The organism is Pseudacidovorax sp. NFM-22 (assembly GCF_021401245.1).
Lineage (GTDB): Bacteria > Pseudomonadota > Gammaproteobacteria > Burkholderiales > Burkholderiaceae_C > Xenophilus.
This window is the reverse complement of the sequence record NZ_JACBFY010000001.1, coordinates 129,139-148,339: the sequence shown is the minus strand read 5'-3', so window position 1 is coordinate 148,339 and position 19,201 is coordinate 129,139. Positions and strand designations below refer to the sequence as shown.

General features: G+C 68.5%; 20 protein-coding genes. 6 read left to right on the top strand and 14 right to left on the bottom strand.

Features of this window, described 5'->3' with window-relative positions; genetic code table 11:
* Positions 1–29: 29 nt before the first annotated feature.
* The 4 genes from L0984_RS00680 to tolB form a co-directional block, all read right to left on the bottom strand.
* Entirely contained in the window at positions 30–788 is a 759-nt protein-coding gene (locus tag L0984_RS00680) for a tRNA threonylcarbamoyladenosine dehydratase (protein WP_234192745.1), read from the bottom strand.
* Positions 789–871: 83 nt separating this feature from the next.
* On the bottom strand, positions 872–1,636 hold the full coding sequence (gene ybgF, locus L0984_RS00675; RefSeq protein WP_234191872.1) for a tol-pal system protein YbgF: 765 nt from the start codon (positions 1,634–1,636) through the stop codon (positions 872–874).
* Positions 1,636–2,154, bottom strand: a complete 519-nt coding sequence (gene pal / locus L0984_RS00670; protein WP_017759307.1) for a peptidoglycan-associated lipoprotein Pal — start codon at positions 2,152–2,154, stop codon at positions 1,636–1,638. Before pal ends, ybgF begins: the two co-directional genes overlap by 1 nt.
* A gap of 28 nt (positions 2,155–2,182) precedes the next feature.
* Positions 2,183–3,496, bottom strand: a complete 1,314-nt coding sequence (gene tolB / locus L0984_RS00665; RefSeq protein ID WP_234191871.1) for a Tol-Pal system beta propeller repeat protein TolB — start codon at positions 3,494–3,496, stop codon at positions 2,183–2,185.
* Positions 3,497–3,670: 174 nt separating this feature from the next.
* Here tolB and msbA point away from each other — a divergent pair, with 174 nt between their 5' ends.
* Together msbA and L0984_RS00655 are read left to right on the top strand one after the other, a co-directional pair.
* Positions 3,671–5,437, top strand: coding sequence for a lipid A export permease/ATP-binding protein MsbA (msbA, locus tag L0984_RS00660; RefSeq protein ID WP_234191870.1), 1,767 nt, complete (start codon positions 3,671–3,673; stop codon positions 5,435–5,437).
* A 335-nt stretch (positions 5,438–5,772) separates the two neighbouring features.
* A complete protein-coding gene (locus tag L0984_RS00655; RefSeq protein ID WP_295375715.1) occupies positions 5,773–6,924 on the top strand; it encodes a sensor domain-containing phosphodiesterase in 1,152 nt (383 codons plus the stop codon).
* A 34-nt stretch (positions 6,925–6,958) separates the two neighbouring features.
* On the opposite strand, the gene rng is transcribed toward L0984_RS00655, so the two are convergent.
* From rng to L0984_RS00615, 8 genes are read right to left on the bottom strand one after another with little or no spacing between them, the layout of a single operon-like run.
* Positions 6,959–8,506: a ribonuclease G gene (gene rng / locus L0984_RS00650; protein WP_234191868.1), complete on the bottom strand. Its 1,548-nt coding sequence runs from the start codon at positions 8,504–8,506 to the stop codon at positions 6,959–6,961.
* 12 nt (positions 8,507–8,518) lie between these two features.
* Positions 8,519–9,136: a Maf family protein gene (locus L0984_RS00645; protein ID WP_234191867.1), complete on the bottom strand. Its 618-nt coding sequence runs from the start codon at positions 9,134–9,136 to the stop codon at positions 8,519–8,521.
* Complete coding sequence (rlmH, locus tag L0984_RS00640) at positions 9,129–9,596, bottom strand: 23S rRNA (pseudouridine(1915)-N(3))-methyltransferase RlmH (protein ID WP_234191866.1); 468 nt, start codon at positions 9,594–9,596, stop codon at positions 9,129–9,131. Before rlmH ends, L0984_RS00645 begins: the two co-directional genes overlap by 8 nt.
* The gene (rsfS, locus tag L0984_RS00635; RefSeq protein WP_234191865.1) at positions 9,593–10,267 is read right to left on the bottom strand and encodes a ribosome silencing factor; all 675 of its coding nucleotides are present in this window, start codon (positions 10,265–10,267) and stop codon (positions 9,593–9,595) included. Before rsfS ends, rlmH begins: the two co-directional genes overlap by 4 nt.
* A complete protein-coding gene (gene nadD, locus L0984_RS00630) occupies positions 10,257–10,883 on the bottom strand; it encodes a nicotinate (nicotinamide) nucleotide adenylyltransferase (protein WP_114804747.1) in 627 nt (208 codons plus the stop codon). The genes rsfS and nadD overlap by 11 nt, the downstream gene beginning before the upstream one ends.
* Positions 10,874–11,788 carry an oxygen-dependent coproporphyrinogen oxidase gene (gene hemF / locus L0984_RS00625; RefSeq protein ID WP_234191864.1) on the bottom strand — a complete coding sequence of 305 codons (915 nt, stop codon included), beginning with the start codon at positions 11,786–11,788 and terminating at the stop codon, positions 10,874–10,876. Before hemF ends, nadD begins: the two co-directional genes overlap by 10 nt.
* A complete protein-coding gene (gene purD / locus L0984_RS00620) occupies positions 11,788–13,083 on the bottom strand; it encodes a phosphoribosylamine--glycine ligase (protein WP_234191863.1) in 1,296 nt (431 codons plus the stop codon). Before purD ends, hemF begins: the two co-directional genes overlap by 1 nt.
* On the bottom strand, positions 13,083–13,814 hold the full coding sequence (locus L0984_RS00615; RefSeq protein ID WP_234191862.1) for a YebC/PmpR family DNA-binding transcriptional regulator: 732 nt from the start codon (positions 13,812–13,814) through the stop codon (positions 13,083–13,085). The genes purD and L0984_RS00615 overlap by 1 nt, the downstream gene beginning before the upstream one ends.
* Before the next feature lie 118 nt (positions 13,815–13,932).
* Between L0984_RS00615 and L0984_RS00610 the strand changes: the two genes are divergently transcribed.
* From L0984_RS00610 to L0984_RS00595, 4 genes are all read left to right on the top strand, one after another.
* Positions 13,933–15,291: an NAD(P)/FAD-dependent oxidoreductase gene (locus tag L0984_RS00610; RefSeq protein WP_234191861.1), complete on the top strand. Its 1,359-nt coding sequence runs from the start codon at positions 13,933–13,935 to the stop codon at positions 15,289–15,291.
* 83 nt (positions 15,292–15,374) lie between these two features.
* Positions 15,375–16,427 (top strand): chorismate transformation enzyme, FkbO/Hyg5 family, encoded by a 1,053-nt coding sequence (locus L0984_RS00605; RefSeq protein WP_234191860.1) that lies wholly within the window; start codon positions 15,375–15,377, stop codon positions 16,425–16,427.
* A 39-nt stretch (positions 16,428–16,466) separates the two neighbouring features.
* Positions 16,467–17,270, top strand: coding sequence for a lysophospholipid acyltransferase family protein (locus L0984_RS00600; protein WP_234191859.1), 804 nt, complete (start codon positions 16,467–16,469; stop codon positions 17,268–17,270).
* Positions 17,237–18,013, top strand: coding sequence for a glycosyltransferase family 2 protein (locus L0984_RS00595; protein ID WP_234191858.1), 777 nt, complete (start codon positions 17,237–17,239; stop codon positions 18,011–18,013). The genes L0984_RS00600 and L0984_RS00595 overlap by 34 nt, the downstream gene beginning before the upstream one ends.
* 2 nt (positions 18,014–18,015) lie before the next feature.
* Here the strand turns inward: L0984_RS00595 and L0984_RS00590 are convergent, their stop codons facing one another.
* Together L0984_RS00590 and L0984_RS00585 are read right to left on the bottom strand one after the other, a co-directional pair.
* On the bottom strand, positions 18,016–18,492 hold the full coding sequence (locus L0984_RS00590) for a GAF domain-containing protein (protein ID WP_234191857.1): 477 nt from the start codon (positions 18,490–18,492) through the stop codon (positions 18,016–18,018).
* A 68-nt stretch (positions 18,493–18,560) separates the two neighbouring features.
* Entirely contained in the window at positions 18,561–19,082 is a 522-nt protein-coding gene (locus L0984_RS00585; protein ID WP_370645893.1) for a lipocalin family protein, read from the bottom strand.
* Positions 19,083–19,201: the final 119 nt, after the last annotated feature.

Here is a 19,201-nt window from a genome sequence, read left to right as displayed (position 1 = left end):
TCGCACTGCGGTGCGATGTGCAGCAAAGCCTATAAGTATAGCGTGGATTTCTGTGAAATCCTGTCGATGAGCCATCCTGCTGCACACAGACCGAAGGTCGCGGTGACGCTGACCATCGAACCATAGCCGTGGCAGTTGAGCGAGCCGTCGCCCTCGATGGCGCAGGACGCATCGGGCGGCGCCACCGTCTCGCGGCTGAAGACGCAGGTCAGGCCGATCGGCTTGCCGTCGCGCCGGGCGCCGTGGTGCTTGCGCAGTCGCTGCCGCAACTGCGCCATCAGCGGGTCGTGGGTGGCCAGGGCGAGGTCCTCGACCTCGACGCGCTGCGCGTGCCGCTTGCCGCCGGCCGCGCCCACGGTGATGAACGACACCTGCCGCCCCTGAGCCAGCGCCCAGGCTGCCATGGTCGTCTTGGCGGACATCTGGTCGCAGGCGTCCAGTACGGCGGTGACGGGGCCGAGCGCCTGCCCGGCCTGCTCGATCAGCGGCAACCAGTTGTCCGCCGTCACGAACTCGTCCACGGGCGCCACGCGGCATTGCGGATGGATGTGACGGATGCGCTCCTGCATCGCCAGCACCTTGGCCTGGCCGACGGTGTCGTCGAGCGCGTGGATCTGGCGGTTGATGTTGGACTCGGCCACATGGTCCATGTCGATGAGCGTCAGCGCACCGACGCCGCTTCGGGCGAGCGCCTCGGCTGCCCAGGAGCCGACGCCGCCGATGCCGACCACCACCACATGGGCTTGGCGCACCGCCGCGGCGCCCTGGACGCCGTACAGCCGCTCCATGCCACCGAAGCGCCGGGCGATGATGTCCGCCTCGGACGGCAGGGCGTGGTCCTGCAGGGACGGCGGCGGAGTCACGACCGCGTTCAACGCAGGCGCGACAGGCGTTCGCGTGCCGCCGTGGCCGCCTCGGACTGCGGATAGGCCTTGACCAGGTCTTCCAGCGTGCGGCGGGCAGCGCGCGTGTCCTTCAACTCGATCTGGCAGTTGGCGATGGACAGCACGGCCTCGGGGGCCTTGGCATGGTCCGGCGCCAGCGAGAGCATGGAGCGGAAGTTGGCGACGGCCTCGGTGTAGTTGCGCGTGGCGTACTGTGCGTTGCCCAGCCAGAACAATGCCGACGGGTTGTAGCCGCTGCGCGGATAGCGCTTGACGAAGTCCGCGAAGGCCGACTGGGCCTGGGGGAACTGGCCGGAGCGGAAGACACCCAGCGCGGCCTCGAAGTCGGCCTTCTCACGCGGATCGGCCATGAACTCCTTGCCGTCGACCGACACCTGCTGCGGCTCGTTCTGCTTCAGGCGGTCGTCGATGGTGGTCTGGCGCTGTTGCAGCTCGGTCAGCGTGCGGGTGAGCTGCTCGTTCTGACCCGTCATGCGTGCCAGGTCGCCGCGCAGGCTGTCGATCTGCTGCTGCAGGTCGACGAGGCTGCGACGCAGCTGGCCGTTCTCGTCAGCCAGGCGCTGCGTGGTGTTCTCGGACTGCTGGCGCACGGTTTCGACACGCTGGCGCAGGTCGAGGATGGCGCGGCGCGCCTCGTCATCCTCGAACAGCGCCGCGTGGGACGCCGCAGACACGCACAGAAAAGCGGCCGCAAGGGCCGCCGGACGCACGAGGTGCTGCAGTCGCTGCATCAGCGGTACACGATTTCAGCGCGACGGTTCTGGGCGCGGGCGTCGTCGCTCGTGCCTTGGACCGCGGGCTTTTCCTTGCCGAAGCTGACGGCTTCGATCTGGCTGTCGTTCACGCCCAGCAGCGTGAGCGCACGGCGCACGGCCTCGGAACGCTTCTGGCCCAGGGCCAGGTTGTACTCGCTGCCGCCCAGATCGTCGGTGTGGCCTTCGATGGAGATGCGGCGCGAGGGGTTGGCCTTCAGGAAGCGCGCATGGCCGTCGATGAGCTGCTGGAACTCGGGCTTGATGGTGTAGCTGTCGAAGTCGAAGTAGATGACCCGGGCCACGCCCACCGGACCCTGGCGCGTCTGCGCGTTGGGGTCGATGGTGACAGGCGCTACGCCGCTGGCCGCGCCGGAACCCGTTCCGCCGCCGGTTCCGCCGGCGGTGCTCACCGGCGTTTCATTCAGCTTGGTACCCGACGAGCAACCCGCCACCAGGGCGACGAAGGCAAGGGCAAAAATCGATTTCTTCAACATACGAACACTCCTCAGTGCGGACAAAAAATCATTGCTTCTGGAAGGGGCCCCAATCCGGTTCCCGGATGTCCCCCGCCTTCCCCGCCAGTCGCGCCTTGATCTTTCCGTCAAGGGTGGTGGTCATCAGCGCTTCTCTTCCCTGAATCTGGGTGGAATAGACGATCAGCTTGCCGTTGGGGGCGAAGCTGGGGCTTTCGTCTGCCGCGGTGTCGGTGATGGCCGTGGCATTGCCAGTGGCGAGTTCCATCACGTGGAGCTTGAAGGCTCCGCCGACGCGCGAGATGTAGGCCAACCACCGCCCGTCGGGGCTGATGGCCGGAGAAATGTTGTAGGACCCCGAGAAGGTCACCCGCACCGGTGCGCCGCCGCTGGCGGGCATCTTGTAGATCTGCGGTGCGCCGCCGCGGTCGCTCACGAAGTAGATGGAACTGCCGTCGGCGGTGTAGGTCGGCTCGGTGTCGATGCTGCTGCTCTGGGTGAGCCGGCGGGGTTCGCCGCCGGTGGCCGGGATGGTGTAGAGCTGCGAGCCACCATCGCGGCTGAGCGTCACGGCCAGGCTGCGGCCGTCGGGCGACCAGGCCGGCGCGCTGTTGGAGCCGCGGAAGTTGGCGACCAGGCGGCGCTGGCCAGTGGCCACGGTGTGCACGTAGACCACGGGCTTGCGCGACTCGAAGGACACGTAGGCCAGCTCGCCGCCGCTGGGCGACCACACGGGGGAGATGATCGGCTCGGGGCTGGCGAGTGCCGCCTGCGCGTTCTCGCCATCGGCGTCGGCCACCCACAGCGTGTAGCGGCCCGAGGCCCGCGTGACATAGGCGATGCGGGTCGAGAACACGCCCTTGTCGCCCGTCAGCTTCTCGTAGACGTAGTCGGCGATCCGGTGGGAGGCGAGGCGGAGGTCGGCCTCGGGCACGGTGTAGCTCTGCCCCCCGAGGTCCTGGCCGCGCACCACATCCCACAGACGGAAGCGCACATCCCAACGGCCATCGGCCAGTCGGGTGACGCTGCCCGCCACGAGCGAGTCGGCCGTGCGCTGGCGCCACAGGGCCAGGTCGGGACGGCTGTTCTCGTCGAGGGATTGGCCGGATGCATCGACGCCGCGGAATTGCCCGCTGCGCTCGAGATCGGCCTGGACGATGGCGGAAATCTTCTGGGGAGAGGCCTCTTCGCCGCGGAAGGGCACCAGCGCGATGGGCAACTGGGTGAGTCCCACACCGGAGACTTCGACGCGGAACTGGGCCAGGGCGGGAAGGACCGGGGCCGCGGCAAACGCGGTGATCAGCGTACGGCGGGCCAGGGTCGGGAACACGGAGGAAGACTGCGACGGCGACGAAGTATTCATGCAGCTCGGAGAAATTTACGCCTGGAAAGTTTCAGATCCGGGTCGCTCGTCCAGGCGCGGAGCCGGCGATGTTACACCTTGCCTCTACGCGCAAACCCGGGCTTGCGTTCCGATTTCGCCGCTGTCCTACAGCCGCCAGAGGCGCGCCAGGCGGCACCCGTAGAATCCGCCGCCATGTCGACCTCCCCTGCCGACGCGCCTGCGCGAGCGCCCTTGACTCGCCGGCTCGCCCGGCTCATGACGTGGTTCGGCGGTTCGCGTCGCTGGTGGGTGCTGGCCCTGGTGATGTCCGTCGTGGCCGCCGTCACCGAACCCCTGATGCCTGCCCTGCTCAAGCCCCTGCTGGACCGGGGCTTCGCGCGTGGCCAGCTCGCGCTGTGGATGGTGCCCACAGCCATCATCCTGCTCTTCGCGGTGCGCGGCGTGGCGCAGTTCGTGTCGCAGTACGCGCTGGCGCGCATCGCCAACGAAGGCATGCAGCGCATGCGCAGCGTGCTGTTCGAGCGCATGCTGGCGGCCGACCTCGGGCTGTTCTCGCGCCAGTCGGCGAGCACGCTGTCCAACACCATCGTCTACGAGGTGCAGACCGGCGCCATGCTGCTCGTGCAGGCGTTGCTCAGCATCTCGCGCGACGGCTTCACCGTGGTGGCGCTGCTGTTCTACCTGCTCTACCTGAACTGGAAGCTCACCCTGGTCGTCGCCGTGCTGGTGCCCGGGGTCTCCTGGATCATGAAGGCGCTGTCGCGCCGCCTGTACAGCCTGACGCTGATGGGCCAGCAGGCCACCGACGAGCTGGCCTATGTGGTGGAAGAGAACGTGCTTGCCCACCGCATGGTTCGGCTGCATGGTGCGCAGGCCGGCCAGTCGGCGCGCTTCGACCGGCTCAGCCACAGCCTGAACCGGCTGGCGGTCAAGTCCACCATTGCCTCGGCGGCGATGACGCCGCTGACGCAGCTCTTCGCGGCGGTGGCCCTGTCGGTCGTGGTGATGATCGCCCTCTGGCAAAGCGGTGACCGCGGCCTGACGGTCGGCAGCTTCGTGGCGTACATCACGGCCATGCTGATGCTGATCGCGCCCATCCGGCGCCTGGCCGACATGGCCAATCCCATCACCCGCGGGCTCGCAGCGCTCGAACGCGGGCTGGGCCTCATGGACGGCACGCAGGTCGAGGCCGAAGGCCGCTTCGAGATGGCCCGCGCCGAAGGCCGCGTGGAACTGCGCGGCGTGCAGGTGCGCTATCGCGAAGACGCCGGCATGGCGCTGGAGGACATCGATCTGCGCATCGCCCCCGGCGAGATCGTGGCGCTGGTGGGCCCTTCCGGCTCCGGCAAGACGACGCTGGTCAACCTGCTGCCGCGCTTCGTGCGGCCTACTGCCGGACAGGTGATGCTGGACGGCCACGATGTGGCCGACTGGACGCTGGAGAGCCTTCGCCGGCAGTTCGCCCTGGTGAGCCAGGACGTGGTGATGCTCAACGACACACTCGCGGCCAACGTCGCACTGGGCGCCGCGCAGATCGACCGGGCGCGCGTACTGCGGTGCGTGGAGGCCGCCAACCTCGCGCCCCATGTGGAGCGCCTGCCCCAGGGCATCGACACCGTGCTGGGCCACAACGCGACCGAGCTCTCCGGCGGCCAGCGCCAGCGCCTGGCCATCGCGCGCGCGCTCTATCGCGACGCACCGGTACTGCTGCTGGACGAAGCCACGTCCGCGCTGGACACGGAGTCGGAGCGCCTGGTGCAGGACGCCCTGCAACGCCTGATGCAGGGACGCACGACCCTGATCGTCGCGCACCGGTTGTCGACCATTCAGCACGCCGATCGCATCGTGGTGATGGACCGGGGCTGCATCGTCGAGCAAGGCAGCCATGCCGAGCTGATGGCCCGGGATGGTCTCTACGCCCGCCTACAGGCGCCGCGCGCGGCCCCCGCGGACGCGTGAGGGGCTCGTTGCCCCCGATTACGCCCGATGCACAGGGGACCTCCAGGTCGCGCCGGCTGCATCCAGCCGGCCTGCCGTTGCGCCCGCGCCGCGCCCTCCGCGGACTCGTCCTACAACTCCACCGAAAGGTTGAGCGCACACCCTCAGGTGATCTCCGAAGTGTCAGAAACTTAACAGAACGTTAATCTGAGACATCAGCAACGTGCCGTTCGGCACATGCGGACGAAGAGACACGAAGGAGTGCAATGCAGCTCCCACCAGCAGCACCTGCCGGCGACTCGACAGCGCCCGGCGGGGCAAGCGGACAGGAAGAAGGTGCAGAGGGGATCCAGGGCGTGCTGACGGCCGTGCGTCGGCACCTGGGCATGGATGTCGCGTTCATCTCGCACTTCGAGACCGAGGAGCGTGTCTTCGAATACGTGGACTGCGCACCCGGCGGGCCGCTGCGCCCCTTGCAGCGCCTGTCCATGAGCGAAGGCTACTGCCTCAAGGTCGTGCGCGGCGAACTGCCGGAGTGCATCCCCGACACCTCCAAGCTTCAGGCTGCGCTGGAGATCCCGCAGACCACATCGATACCCATCGGCTCCCACCTGAGCGTCCCGGTGCGGCTCAAGGACGGCAGCATCTACGGCACCCTGTGCTGCTTCAGCTACCTGCCGAATCCCGCGCTCGGGGAACGCGAGATGCGCCTCCTGCACGCCTTTGCCGAAGTGGTCGGTCTGCGCATGGACGAGCGCTCCGCCAGCCAGCGCGCCCGGCAGAGCGCCGCCCGCGAGGTGCGCGACGCCATGGCCAAGGGCGCACCGCGCATCGTCTTTCAGCCGGTCTACAACATTTCGCAACGAGCGGTCCGCAGCTTCGAATGCCTCTCGCGCTTCGACGTGGCGCCGCAGCGGCCGCCGGACGAATGGTTCCGCCTGGCCGACGAGGCCGGCGTGGGCCTGCCGCTGGAGCTGTGCGCCATCGAGAAGGCCTTGCAGAACCTCGACGCCTTTCCCGCGACCTGCTCGCTCAGCGTCAACTGTTCGCCCAGCCTGATTCTTTCGGGCCGGCTGGAGCCGGTGCTCTCGGCTATGCGCGTTCCCTCCCGCGTGACGCTGGAGATCACCGAGCATGCCATCGTGCAGGACTACGCGGCGCTTGCCGCCTCGCTGGCGCCGCTGCGTGCGCTGGGCGCGGGCGTGGCCGTGGACGATGCCGGCGCGGGCTTTGCCAGCATGCGGCACATCCTCAACCTGGCACCGGACATCATCAAGCTCGACATGAGCCTGACCCGCAACATCCACGAAGACGGCAAGCGCCGTGCGCTGGCCAAGGGCCTGACCAGCTTCGCGCACGAGATCGACAGCCTGGTGATCGCCGAGGGCGTGGAGTCCGGCGACGAACTCGAGATGCTGCAGCGGCTCGACGTGGACTGCGCGCAGGGCTACTTCCTGGCCAGGCCGCTGGGCCTGAAGGAGGCCCTGGCCTTCAGCGCGACCCACTAGGGTCGTGGGCTCGACGCCGGGACACCCACCGGCATCACAGCAGCACGATGTCGTACTGCCCCTGCCCCATGGCCGACTCGGCCTGCAGCGAGATCGGCTTGCCGATGAAGTCCGACAGCCCCGCCAGGTGCTGGCTCTCCTCATCGAGGAAGAGCTCGATCACCGCCGGCGACGACACGATGCGGAACTCGCGCGGCGTGAACTGACGGGCCTCGCGCAGGATCTCGCGCAGCACCTCGTACGCCACCGTTCGCGCGGTCTTGACGATGCCCTGGCCCCCGCAGGCCACGCAAGGCTCGCACAGCATGTGCGCCAGCGACTCGCGCGTGCGCTTGCGCGTCATCTCCACCAGACCGAGCTGCGAGAAGCCGCTGGCCGTCGTCTTGACCCGGTCACGGCCCAGCTGCTTGCGCAGTTCGGCCAGCACCTGTTCCCGGTGGTCCGCGCGGCTCATGTCGATGAAGTCGACGATCACGATGCCGCCCATGTTGCGCAGGCGCAGCTGCCTTGCGATGGCCAGGGCCGCTTCCAGGTTGGTCTTGAAGACCGTGTCGTCGAAGTTGCGTGCGCCGACGAAGGCGCCGGTGTTGACGTCGATGGTCGTCAGCGCCTCGGTCTGGTCGATCACCAGATAGCCGCCGGACTTGAGGTCCACCCGTCGGCCGAGCGCGCGCACGATGTCCTCGTCGATGTTGAACAGGTCGAAGATCGGGCGCTCGCCCGTGTACAGGGCCAGCTTCTCGGCCGCCTTGGGCATGAACTCGCGGCCGAAGCGCAGCAGCTTGTCGAACTGCTCGCGCGAATCGATGCGGATGGTGGTCGTGTGGTCGTCCACCAGGTCGCGCAGCACGCGCTGGAGCAGGCTCAGGTCCTGGTGCAGCAGCGACACCGGCGGCATCTTGCCGGCGCGCTCGTGGATGCGGGTCCAGGTCTTGCGCAGGTAGGCGATGTCGTCGGCCAGTTCGGCGTCGCTGGCGTCCTCGCCATTGGTGCGCAGGATGTAGCCCCCGTGATCGCGCGACGGGGCGCCCTGCCCTGCGGTCGCCTGGATGGCGGCCTCCGCCAGCGTCTGCACGCGGCGGCGCAGCGTGTCCCGCTGCTCGGGCGGGATCTTCTGAGAGACACCGATGTGGTTGTCCTGCGGCAAAAAGACGAGCATGCGCCCCGCGATGCTGATCTGCGTGGACAGCCGCGCCCCCTTGGTGCCGATCGGGTCCTTGATGACCTGCACCAGCAGCGACTGGCCTTCGAACACCTGGCGCTCGATGGGCACCACGGGCTGCTGGGAGCGGCCGCCCTCCCCGCCGGCCGCCGCACGCGCCTCGGGCATCGGCGCGGCGCGCGAGCCCGGCGTGAACGGCGCCACCAGGTCGGCGACGTGCAGGAAGGCCGTGCGCTCCAGCCCGATGTCGATGAAGGCCGACTGCATGCCCGGCAGCACGCGCGACACCTTGCCCAGGTAAACGTTGCCGACGAGGCCGCGCTCCAGCGTGCGCTCCACGTGCAGTTCCTGCACGGCGCCGTGCTCGACCACCGCGACACGCGTCTCCTGGGGTGCCCAGTTGATGAGGATTTCTTGCATGGACTTGGCCGTTCAGGGGATATGCCAGCCCGCCTGGCGCAGCAGTTGCGCCGTCTCGAACACCGGCAGGCCCATGATGCCCGAATGGCTGCCCGCGATGTGCGCGACCAGGGCGCTGCCCAGTCCCTGGATGGCATAGGCGCCGGCCTTGCCCATGGGCTCGCCCGTGGCCACGTAGGCCTCGATCTGCCTGCGGGTGAGTTCGGCAAAGCGCACCCGCGAGACGCTGAGCGCCTGCAACCGGCGTCGGCCCGCCTGCACGGCCACGGCCGTCATCACGCGGTGCGTGCGCCCTGACAGCGCAGCCAGCATGGCATGCGCATCGGCCGCGTCGGCCGGCTTGCCGAGGATGCGGCCACCCAGCGCCACGGTGGTGTCCGCGCACAGCACCGGCGCTGCGGGCAATCCGCGCCGACGCAGGCGGGCGACGGCCGCATCGAGCTTGAGCCCGGTCACACGCTGCACATAGGCGGTGGCGGCCTCGCGCGGCAGCGGCACCTCCAGCGCCTCGGCATCCTCGTCGGCGTCGGCCAGCAGCGGCTGGTGACGGACCTGGAGCAGGTCGAGCAACTGGGCCCGGCGCGGGCTCTGCGAGGCCAGATAGACGAAGTCTGCGCGAGGTTTATTCACGGTGGTAAGGATGGCCGGCGTTGACCGACCACGCCCTGTAGAGCTGTTCGACCAGCAGCACGCGCGCCATGGCGTGCGGCAGCGTCAGGTCGGAGAGGCGGATGCGCTCGTGCGCGGCCGCCTTGAATGCCGGCTCCAGCCCGTCGGGCCCGCCGATGACCAAGGCCACGTCGTCGCCCTCCCCCTGCCAGAAGGACAGGCGGGCGGCCAGCGCCTTGGTGGTCAGCGCAGTGCCGCGCTCGTCGAGGGCGACGATGCGCGTGCCGCGGGGAATCGCCGCCTCGATGCGCTCGCGCTCGGCCGCATACAGCGTCTCGAGCGACTTGGAGCCGCGGGGCTCGGTCTTGACGGCCTTGAGCTCGAGCTTGAGCTCCGGCGGGAAGCGCTTGGCATAGTCGTCCCAGGCGGTCTGCGCCCAGTCGGGCATGCGCTGCCCGACGGCGACCACCAGCAACTTCATGCCTTCTTGCGGGCCGGCGCCTTCTTGGCAGCCACCTTGCGGGCCGGCGTGCCGACCACGACCTTCTTGGGCGCAGCCTTTTTCGCAGCGGGCTTGCGGGCAGGCTTTGCCGCCGCGCTGCCGGCGGCCTTGCGTGCGGGCGCCTTGGGCGCAGCGGGCTTGGAGGCCGCCTTCTTGGCTGCAGGCTTGCGGGCCGGCGCCGGAGCCGCGGCCGATTCGGCACGCGCGCCGGCGCGCTTACGCGCCGCCTTCTTCGCCGGTACCGCCGGTTCGTCGGAAGAGACGCGGGCCGACGGCTTGGGCGCACCGAACTTCACGCGCACCGGCTTGTCACCCCAGATCTCTTCGAGGTGGTAGTAGGTGCGGATGTTGGGCTGCATGATGTGGGCCACGGCAGGGCCGCAGTCCACGATGATCCATTCGCCGTTGTCCTCGCCTTCGATGCGCGGCTTGTTGAAGCCGGCCTCCTTGACGGCCTCGCGCACGCTGGCGGCGAGGGCCTTGGTCTGGCGGTTGGAGGAGCCGGAGGCGACGATCACCCGCTCGAACAGCGGGGACAGGTGCTCCGTGTTGAAGACCTGGATGTCCTGGGCCTTGACGTCCTCCAGGCCATCGACGATGGCCCGCTGGAGTTTCTGGATGTCTTTCTTGGCGGAGGCGTCAGTGCTCATCAGGCGGGCTGTAGAGGTGGTGTTGTTCAATATAGCGTGCAACGGCAGGAGGAACCAGCGCCGCCACGTCCAGCCCCTGCGCGGCGCGCTGGCGGATCAGGGTGGCACTGGTGTCCTCCGGCGCAATGCGAAGGGATTCGAAACGGGCTTCGGCCGGCAGCCCGGGAAGGCTGCGCGGGTCGAAGACGATGGGCTGGCCCGCATCGTCGATGCGTTCGGCCACCGCCACCGTGGCGATCTGCAGGATCTGCTGCCAGCCATGCCAGGTGGGCAGTGCCGCCGCCTGGTCGGTGCCGAGCATCAGCACCCACTCGACTTCGGGCTGTTCGAGCCGCAATTCTCGCAGGGTATCGAGCGTGTAGCTCGGACCGCTGCGAAGCGTCTCCCGCGCATCGACCATCACGGCACCCAGCGGCTCGAAGGCCAGCCGTGCCATGGCCACCCGATCGGCCGCGTCGCTGAGCGTGCGCGCCTTGTGCCAGGCATGCCCGGTGGGCAGCACGCGCAGCTCGCGCAGACGCAACTGCGAGAGGGCCGCGCGCGCCAACGCCACATGCGTGTTGTGCGGTGGATCGAAGGCACCGCCGAAAACGCCCACGCGGGGTTTCAGAGCCATTCGCGGCGGGGCAGGAAGTCGGTGTACAGCCGCGCCTCGGCCGAGCCGGGTGCTTCCTCACGGCGATAGGCCCAGCTCGCCTGCGGCGGCATCGACAGCAGGATGGACTCCGTGCGCCCCCCCGATTGCAGGCCGAAGTGCGTGCCGCGGTCCCACACCAGGTTGAATTCCACGTAGCGACCCCGGCGGTAGAGCTGGAAATCGCGCTCGCGTTCGCTCCAAGCCATGTCGCGCCGGCGCTCCACGATGGGCATGTAGGCAGGCAGGAAGGCATCGCCGACCGACTGCAGCATGCCGAAGCTGCGCTCGAAGCCCAGTTCGGAGAAGTCGTCGAAGAAGATGCCGCCGATGCCGCGCTGCTCGCCCCGGTGCTTCAGGCAAAAGTACTCGTCGCACCAGGACTTGAAGCGGGGGTATTTGTCTTCGCCGAAGGGCGCAAGGGCATCTCGGCAGCTGCGGTGGAAGTGCACCGCATCCTCTTCGAAGCCATAGTAGGGCGTGAGGTCCATGCCGCCGCCGAACCAGCACACCGGCTCCGCGTCGGCGGGCAGCGCCGCGATCATGCGCACGTTCATGTGCACCGTCGGGACATACGGATTGCGCGGGTGGAAGACCAGGGAGACGCCCATGGCCTCGAAGGGCGCGCCGGACAATTCAGGCCGATGCTGCGTGGCAGAAGGCGGCAGCCGCGGGCCCCGTACGTGCGAGAAGCCGCAGCCCGCGCGCTCGAACAGGTCGCCGCCTTCCAGGATGCAGGTCAGGCCCTCGCCCTGCAGCGGCTCACCGGGCGGTTTGTGCCACGCATCGCGCACGGCGCGCCCGCCGTCCGCCCTTTCGATGCTCTCGACGATGCGAGCCTGCAGACCGCGCAGCCAGTCGCCGACCGCCTGCGGCTCGGCCTGCATCAGGCGCCCTGCCCGCGCGCAGGCATGGCACGATGGCCGATGTCCTTGCGGTACTGGACCCCGTCGAAGCGCACCTGCGCCGCCACTTCGTAGGCGCGCTGCTGGGCCAGCTTGACGTTGTCGGCCAGCACCGTCACGCACATCACGCGGCCGCCGCTGGTGAGCAATTTGCCATCCTGCAGCGTGGTGCCGGCATGGAAAACCACCGCATCGGCAGCCTCCGCAGGCACGCCGCTGATGGCGTCACCCTTGCGCGGATCCAGCGGATAGCCGTGCGCAGCCAGGACCACGCCGAGCGCGGTGCGGCGGTCCCATTCCAATTCCACCTGGTCCAGCGTGCCGTCGGTGGCATGCCAGAGCAGGTCGAACAGGTCGGACTTGAGGCGCATCATGATCGGCTGCGTCTCGGGGTCCCCCATGCGGCAGTTGAATTCGAGCGTCTTGGGATGGCCGGCCGCGTCGATCATCAGTCCGGCGTAGAGGAAGCCGGTGTAGGGAATGCCGTCGCGCTCCATGCCGCGGATGGTCGGCAGGATGATCTCGCGCATCACGCGGGCATGCACCTCGGCCGTCACCACGGGCGCCGGCGAATAGGCGCCCATGCCGCCGGTGTTCGGGCCCTGGTCGCCATCGAGCAGGCGCTTGTGGTCCTGGCTGGTGGCGAGGGCCGCGACGTTCTTGCCATCGCACAGCACGATGAAGCTCGCTTCCTCGCCCGCCAGGAACTCCTCGATCACCACGCGGGCACCGCCCTCGTTGTGGCTGATGCCCAGCTTGTTGTCGAGCAGCATGAAGTCGATGGCCTCGTGCGCCTCGGCCAGCGACATCGCCACGACCACGCCCTTGCCCGCCGCCAGACCATCGGCCTTGATGACGATGGGCGCGCCCTTGGCGTCCACGTAGGCGTGGGCGGCCGTGGCATCGGTGAAGGTCTCGTATTCCGCGGTGGGAATCTTGTGCCGCTTCATGAAGGCCTTGGAGAAGGCCTTGGAGCTTTCGAGCTGCGCGGCCGCCTTGGTGGGGCCGAAGATGCGCAGGCCATGGTCGCGGAATTCGTCGACCACGCCCGCCGCCAGCGGGCCTTCCGGGCCGACCACGGTCAGCGCGATCTTTTCCTGCTGCGCCCATTCGCGCAGCGCTGCAGGATCGGTGTGGGGGACCTGTACGAACCGCTTGTCCAGCGCCGTGCCGCCGTTGCCGGGCGCCACGTAGACCCGCGTGACGCGCTCGGAATGCGCCAGGCGCCAGGCCAGCGCGTGCTCGCGGCCGCCCCCGCCGATGACCAGGACCTTCATCAGGAGGCCTCCGCGATGGACGCGTTGTGGTAGACCTCCTGGACGTCGTCCAGGTCCTCGATCATGTCCAGCAGCTTCTGCATGCGGGCGCCGTCCTCGCCACCGAGTTCGATGGTGTTCTCGGCACGCATCGTGACCTCGGCCAGTTCGGCCTTCAGGCCGGCGGCCTCCAGCGCATTCTTGACGGCTTCGAAATCGCCGGGCGCGGTGATCACCTCGATGGCGCCGTCGTCGTCCGTCACCACGTCCTCGGCGCCGGCTTCCAGCACCACTTCCATGACCTTGTCCTCGTCCGTGCCCGGCGCGAACAGGATCTGGCCGCAATGCTTGAACTGGAAGGCCACCGAGCCCTCGGTGCCCATGTTGCCGCCGTACTTGGAAAACACATGCCGGACCTCGGCGACGGTGCGCACGCGGTTGTCGGTCATGGTGTCGACGATGATGGCGGCACCGCCGATGCCGTAGCCCTCGTAGCGGATTTCCTCGTACTGCACGCCTTCGAGGTTGCCGGTGGCCTTGTCGATGTTGCGCTTGATGGTGTCGGCCGGCATGTTGGCGGCCTTGGCCTTGTCGACCGCCAAGCGCAGGCGGGGATTGGCCGTGAGGTCACCGCCGCCCGTGCGCGCGGCCACCATGATCTCGCGGATGACGCGCGTCCAGATCTTGCCGCGCTTCTCGTCCTGCCGGCCTTTTCTGTGTTGAATGTTTGCCCACTTGCTGTGTCCGGCCATGACCTGATGCTCGCGTTTCTTGTCTGTCGTTACGGGTAGGCAATTTTACCGTCCGCAACGAGGCCGCCCCTCGGCGGGACGGCATACTCCGCCTTTTTCACGACACATCGACCGCCCCATGACCACCGACTCCTCCAGCGCCGGCATGTCGACCGCAGACTCGGACAGCTGCGATGTCTTCGTGATCGGCGGCGGCCCGGCCGGGGCCACGGCCGCCGCGTTGCTGGCGCGCCAGGGCCGGCGGGTGGTGATGGCCGAGAAGGCGCATCACCCGCGCTTCCACATCGGCGAATCCCTGCTGCCTGCCAATGTGGAGCTGTTCGACCGACTGGGCGTGCGCGAGCAGGTCGAGCGCATCGGCATGGCCAAGTGGGGCGCGGAGTTCGTCTCGCAGGAGCACGGACGCAGTGTCCGCCTCGGCTTTGGCGAAGGCTGGGACAAGAAACTCACCCACGCCTGGCAGGTTCGCCGCTCCGATCTGGACGAGATCCTGTTCCGCCATGCGGCGAAGGAAGGCGCGACCGCCCTCGAAGGCTGCCGGGTGCGCGAGGTCGCCTTCGACGATCAGGGCGCGACCATCCATGCCACGCTCGACGACGGCGGCTCGCGCCAGTGGCGCGCGCGCTTCGTGGTCGACGCCTCCGGCCGCGACACCTTCATGGCCAACCGCCTGAAGTCCAAGCTCAAGAACCCGCGCCACAACAGTTCGGCCCTGTTCGGCCACTTCCGCAACGCGTGGCGGGCGGAAGGCATGTACGAGGGCTACATCACCATCTTCTGGTTCAAGCACGGCTGGTTCTGGTACATCCCGCTGGCCGACGGCACGGTGAGCGTGGGCGCCGTGTGCTGGCCCTATTACCTGAAGTCGCGCGACAAGCCGCTCAAGGAGTTCTTCGCCGACACCATCGCCATGAGCCCCGAGCTCTCCGAGCGGCTCAAGGACGCGGAACTGGTCGACGACGCGGTGCATGCCACCGGCAACTATTCCTACAGCGGCACGCACTGCGCCGGCGAGCGCTACCTGATGCTGGGCGATGCCTTCGCGTTCATCGATCCGGTGTTCTCGTCGGGTGTGTACCTGGCCATGCACAGTGCCTTCGAGGGCGCCGAACTCGTGGCCACCACGCTGGACCAGCCCAGCCGCGCCTCCGCCGCGCGGCGCACCTTCGAGCGGTACATGCGCAAGGGCCCGAAAGAGTTCTCCTGGTTCATCTTCCGCGTCACCAACCCGACGATGCGCGAGTTCTTCATGTACCCGCAGAACCCCTTCCGCGTGAAGGAGGCGCTGATGTCGCTGCTGGCGGGCGACATCCACAACGGCACGCCCATCTGGCGCTCGCTGCGCATCCTCAAGACCATCTACTACGCGGTGTCCGCGGCCAATCCACGGCGCACCTGGCATGCCTGGCAGCGGCGCCGGCGCAACATCCGCGACCTGGGCCCGCTGGCCGGCGAAAACGTGCTCGAGCGGCAATGAGCGCAGCCTCGCCCATCACCACCGGCGCCCGCGCCGCGGACGCTGGCGCCGTCATGCCCGCTTCGGCCTTTCAGCGCTGGCCCTTGAGCGATGCCGCCCGGGTCGAATCCGGGCGCATCCTGGGTGGACTGGTCTACGGCTGGATGGAGGACGGCGCGGCGCTGCCTGACGGCCTGGCCGCAGTGCCGGCCGCGGTGCTGCTGCAGCAGCAGGTGTGCGCCGATGTGTGGCTTGCCAGCGGACCGGTCGAGGCCGGCCAGACCGGCAGCGCGCGCTGGCGCCACGACGGCCGGCACCTGTTCGGCGCCATCGACCTGCCGGAAGACGGATCCGGCCTGGAGGCGCTTGCCCGGCGTGCCTATGGCGACCTCTTCGCCTGCCTCGCCCGCACGGGCTTTGCCCATCTGCACAGGCTCTGGAACTACCTGCCGCGCATCAACGAGGATGGCGGCGGGCTGGAACGGTACCGCCAGTTCAATGCCGGGCGGCAGCAGGCATTCCTCGATGCCGGCCAGGCCGCGTTCGAAGGCGCCCCCGCGGCCTGCGCCCTGGGCCTGCACCGGGGTGGCCTGATCCTGCGCTTCCTCGCCGCCAAGGTGCCGCCGCACCCCATCGAGAACCCACGCCAGACGCCAGCCTGGCGCTACCCGGCCGACTACGGCCCGCGCGCGCCGACCTTCTCGCGCGCGGCCGTGGTGCGGCAACCCGACGGAACGAAGCATCTGTTCGTCTCGGGCACGGCCAGCATCGTCGGCCATGCGACCGTCCATGTGGACGACCTGCAGGCCCAACTCGAAGAGACACTGCGCAACCTCGACGCCGTGCTGGCCGAGGCGAACCACCACGGTGGCGGCGGATTCACCCTTGGCGGGAGCGACGCTGTGGTCTACGTCCGCCATCCGGAAGACGCGCCGGGGCTGCGCGACCAATTGGCCGCCGCATTCGGCGAGCAGAGTCCTTTCCTCCGTCGTGCACTGTTCCTGCACGCTGACATCTGCCGTCGCGATCTGCTGCTAGAAATCGAAACCCACATGAGCATTGCCGACCGCCCTGCAGCCGCTGTCGCGCCGCCCCCCGAGGCCGCCGACACGCACCGCACCGCGTCGCTCCCGGATCTGGATGACCCCACGCGCTGACCGCCACCGCCCCCAACCTCGCCTGGATTGCGCGCAGCCATGAGGCCGATCCTGCGTCTCGCCAAGGCGGTTCTTCTTGCGCCGCCGCTCTACCTGCTGCTGTTGGGGCTGGGGCTCATGTCGCTGGCGTGGAACCTGGTGGCCATGGTGCTCTATCCCCTGCTGCCGGCGGGAAGAGGTCGCGACGTCGGCCGCGCAGCCATCGCGCATGGTTACCGCCTGTTCTGGACCGTGGCCTGCGCTTGCGGAATGATGCGCATCGATGCCCGTTGCCTGTCCGCCCTGCGCGATGAGCAAGGGCTCGTGATCATCGCCAACCATCCGACGATGCTCGACGCCCTGCTGCTGGTGGCGCACCTGCCGCACAGCGCCTGCATCATGAAGGCGTCGCTGATGAGGAACGTGTTCCTCGGCGCCGGCGCCCGGCTGGCACGCTACATCCGCAATGACTCGGCCCGCACCATGGTGCGGCTGGCGGTCGACGACCTGCGCGAGGGCGGGCAACTCGTCGTCTTCCCGGAAGGCACCCGCACGACCGGCGGGCGGCTCAACGCCTTCCGCCCTGGCGTCACCCTGATCGCGCGGCTCGCGCAGGCGCCGATCCAGACCGTGTTCATCGACACCGACTCGCCCTACCTCGGCAAGGGCTGGCCGATCTGGCGGGTTCCCCCGCTGCCCATCGTGTTCCACCTGCGGCTGGGCGAACGCTTTGCACCGATGGCGGACAGCAACGCCCTCACGGCACGCCTCGAACAATACTTCCAACAACATCTGACGCCCGGGCCCGCACCCGAGGCGGCCGCTGCCGAATGCCAGAGTCCTCGCGCACCCACCTTGTCCTGATCCCCAGCTACAACACCGGGCCGAAAGTCTTCGACACGGTGCGCGAAGCCCGGGCGCAGTGGAGCCCCGTGTGGGTGGTGGTGGACGGCAGCACCGACGGCACGGCCGAGCAGCTCCAGCAGATGGCGCAGGCGGACGCCGGCCTGCGCGTCTGGGTGCTGCCCCAGAACCAGGGCAAGGGCGCCGCCGTGATGCAGGGCCTGCGTACCGCCGCCGCCGAAGGATTCACGCACGCGCTCACGATGGATTCCGACGGGCAGCATCCTTCGGCGCTCATCCCCGCGTTCATGGCAGCATCGATCCAGCGGCCGGAGACGATGGTGCTCGGCCGGCCGGTGTTCGACGCCAGTGCCCCGCTGCTGCGTGTGCGCGGGCGCCGTGTCTCCAACGGATGGACCCAGCTGGAAACCCTGTTCGCCGGGATCGGCGACTCGCTGTATGGGTTCCGGGTCTACCCCATCGAGGACCTGCTCGCGATCATGGACCGGCAACCCTGGATGCGGCGCTTCGACTTCGACACCGAGGCGGTGGTCCGGCTGGCCTGGCGCGGCGTGAAGCCCGTCAACATCGACGCGCCGGTCAAGTACCTGAGCGCCGACGAGGGCGGCGTCTCCCACTTCCGGTATGGCCGCGACAACGTGCTGCTGACCTGGATGCACACGCGGCTGATGATCGAGTTCGTCCTGCGCCTGCCTTCCCTGGTCTGGCGCCGTCTGCGGGGAGCGCCCCCCTTCCAGCGCTGAATTCAGGCCGCGGGCAGTGCGATGCCCGCCGAGCGAGACCGCAGGAAGGCGGGGATCACCCGCGCGACGCGCTGCATCATGGCGAATTCGCCGTCGCTCAATTCTTTGCTGTCCTGATCGAAGTGGCACAGCGAACCGAAGAGCTGGCCGGCGTCGTCAAGCACCGGGACGCCGTGATAGCTCAGCACCACCCCTTGGTAGACATGGCCGTCGAGGCGACGGTCAGCGCCGGTGTCTCCACTCTGGAACCCACCCTCGCGCAGCACGTACTGGCAGAAGCTGTCCTTGAAGGGCACCGCGGCAAGGTGCTCGGGCCGCGCTTCGCCCGCCTTGTCCACCAGCGCAAGGCTGCGCATGAGGTCGCCCTCGAAGCGATAGACGCCGGTATAGCGGTGGGGAACACGGGCGTTGAGCTCGCGCAGGGCCGCTTCGAGGCCCTCGATCTGGCAAACACGCACGAACCACTGGATCTCGTTCATCAGGACACTTTCGCAGAAGGTGCGATTGTCGTGGAGCCTGCCGCGGGCCCACCAGCGTGAGCGGGCATTCAGCGCTCGGGCCACCGCTGCGGCACGCGCCGCAGCTTGGCGGTGTCGTAACCCAGCGCCCGCAGACGGGCGACGGCCGCGTCGTAGCGTTGTTCCGGAATGGCGGGCTGCCTCGCCATGATCCAGGCGTAGTCCCGGGCGCTGCGACCGATGATGGTCAGCGAATAGGCGGGGTCCACGTCGACGATCACGTACTCAGCCTTGATCGGCCAGATGAACTGCATTCCCCAAACGGCATTGCCCGTGCCTTCCACCACGGTACCCACCGGGTTCATCGTCCGCAGAGGCCCGTCGAAGGCACCCTCGCGGTACCGAAAGCGCGTGCGAATGCGGCCCTCGTCATCCAGGCGGTAGGACTCCACGGCGTTGTAGGCATCGCGCTCGGGCGGGGTGGGGATGTTGCCGATGACATACCAGTCGCCCATGAACCGGCGCAGGTCGACCGCTGCCTCGCGTTCGATGGTGGGGGTGGAGACCGCGCATCCGGACACTGCGGATACAGCGAGCACGACGCCGCCCACGATCAAGGATCGGCGCGAGAGGGAACCAGAGGCGGATGCAGGTCTCACGATGGCATTCCAGACGTGGGTAGAGGTACGAGACAGTACCTCAGCGGCTTTGAGGGCAACGTCGGACAAGA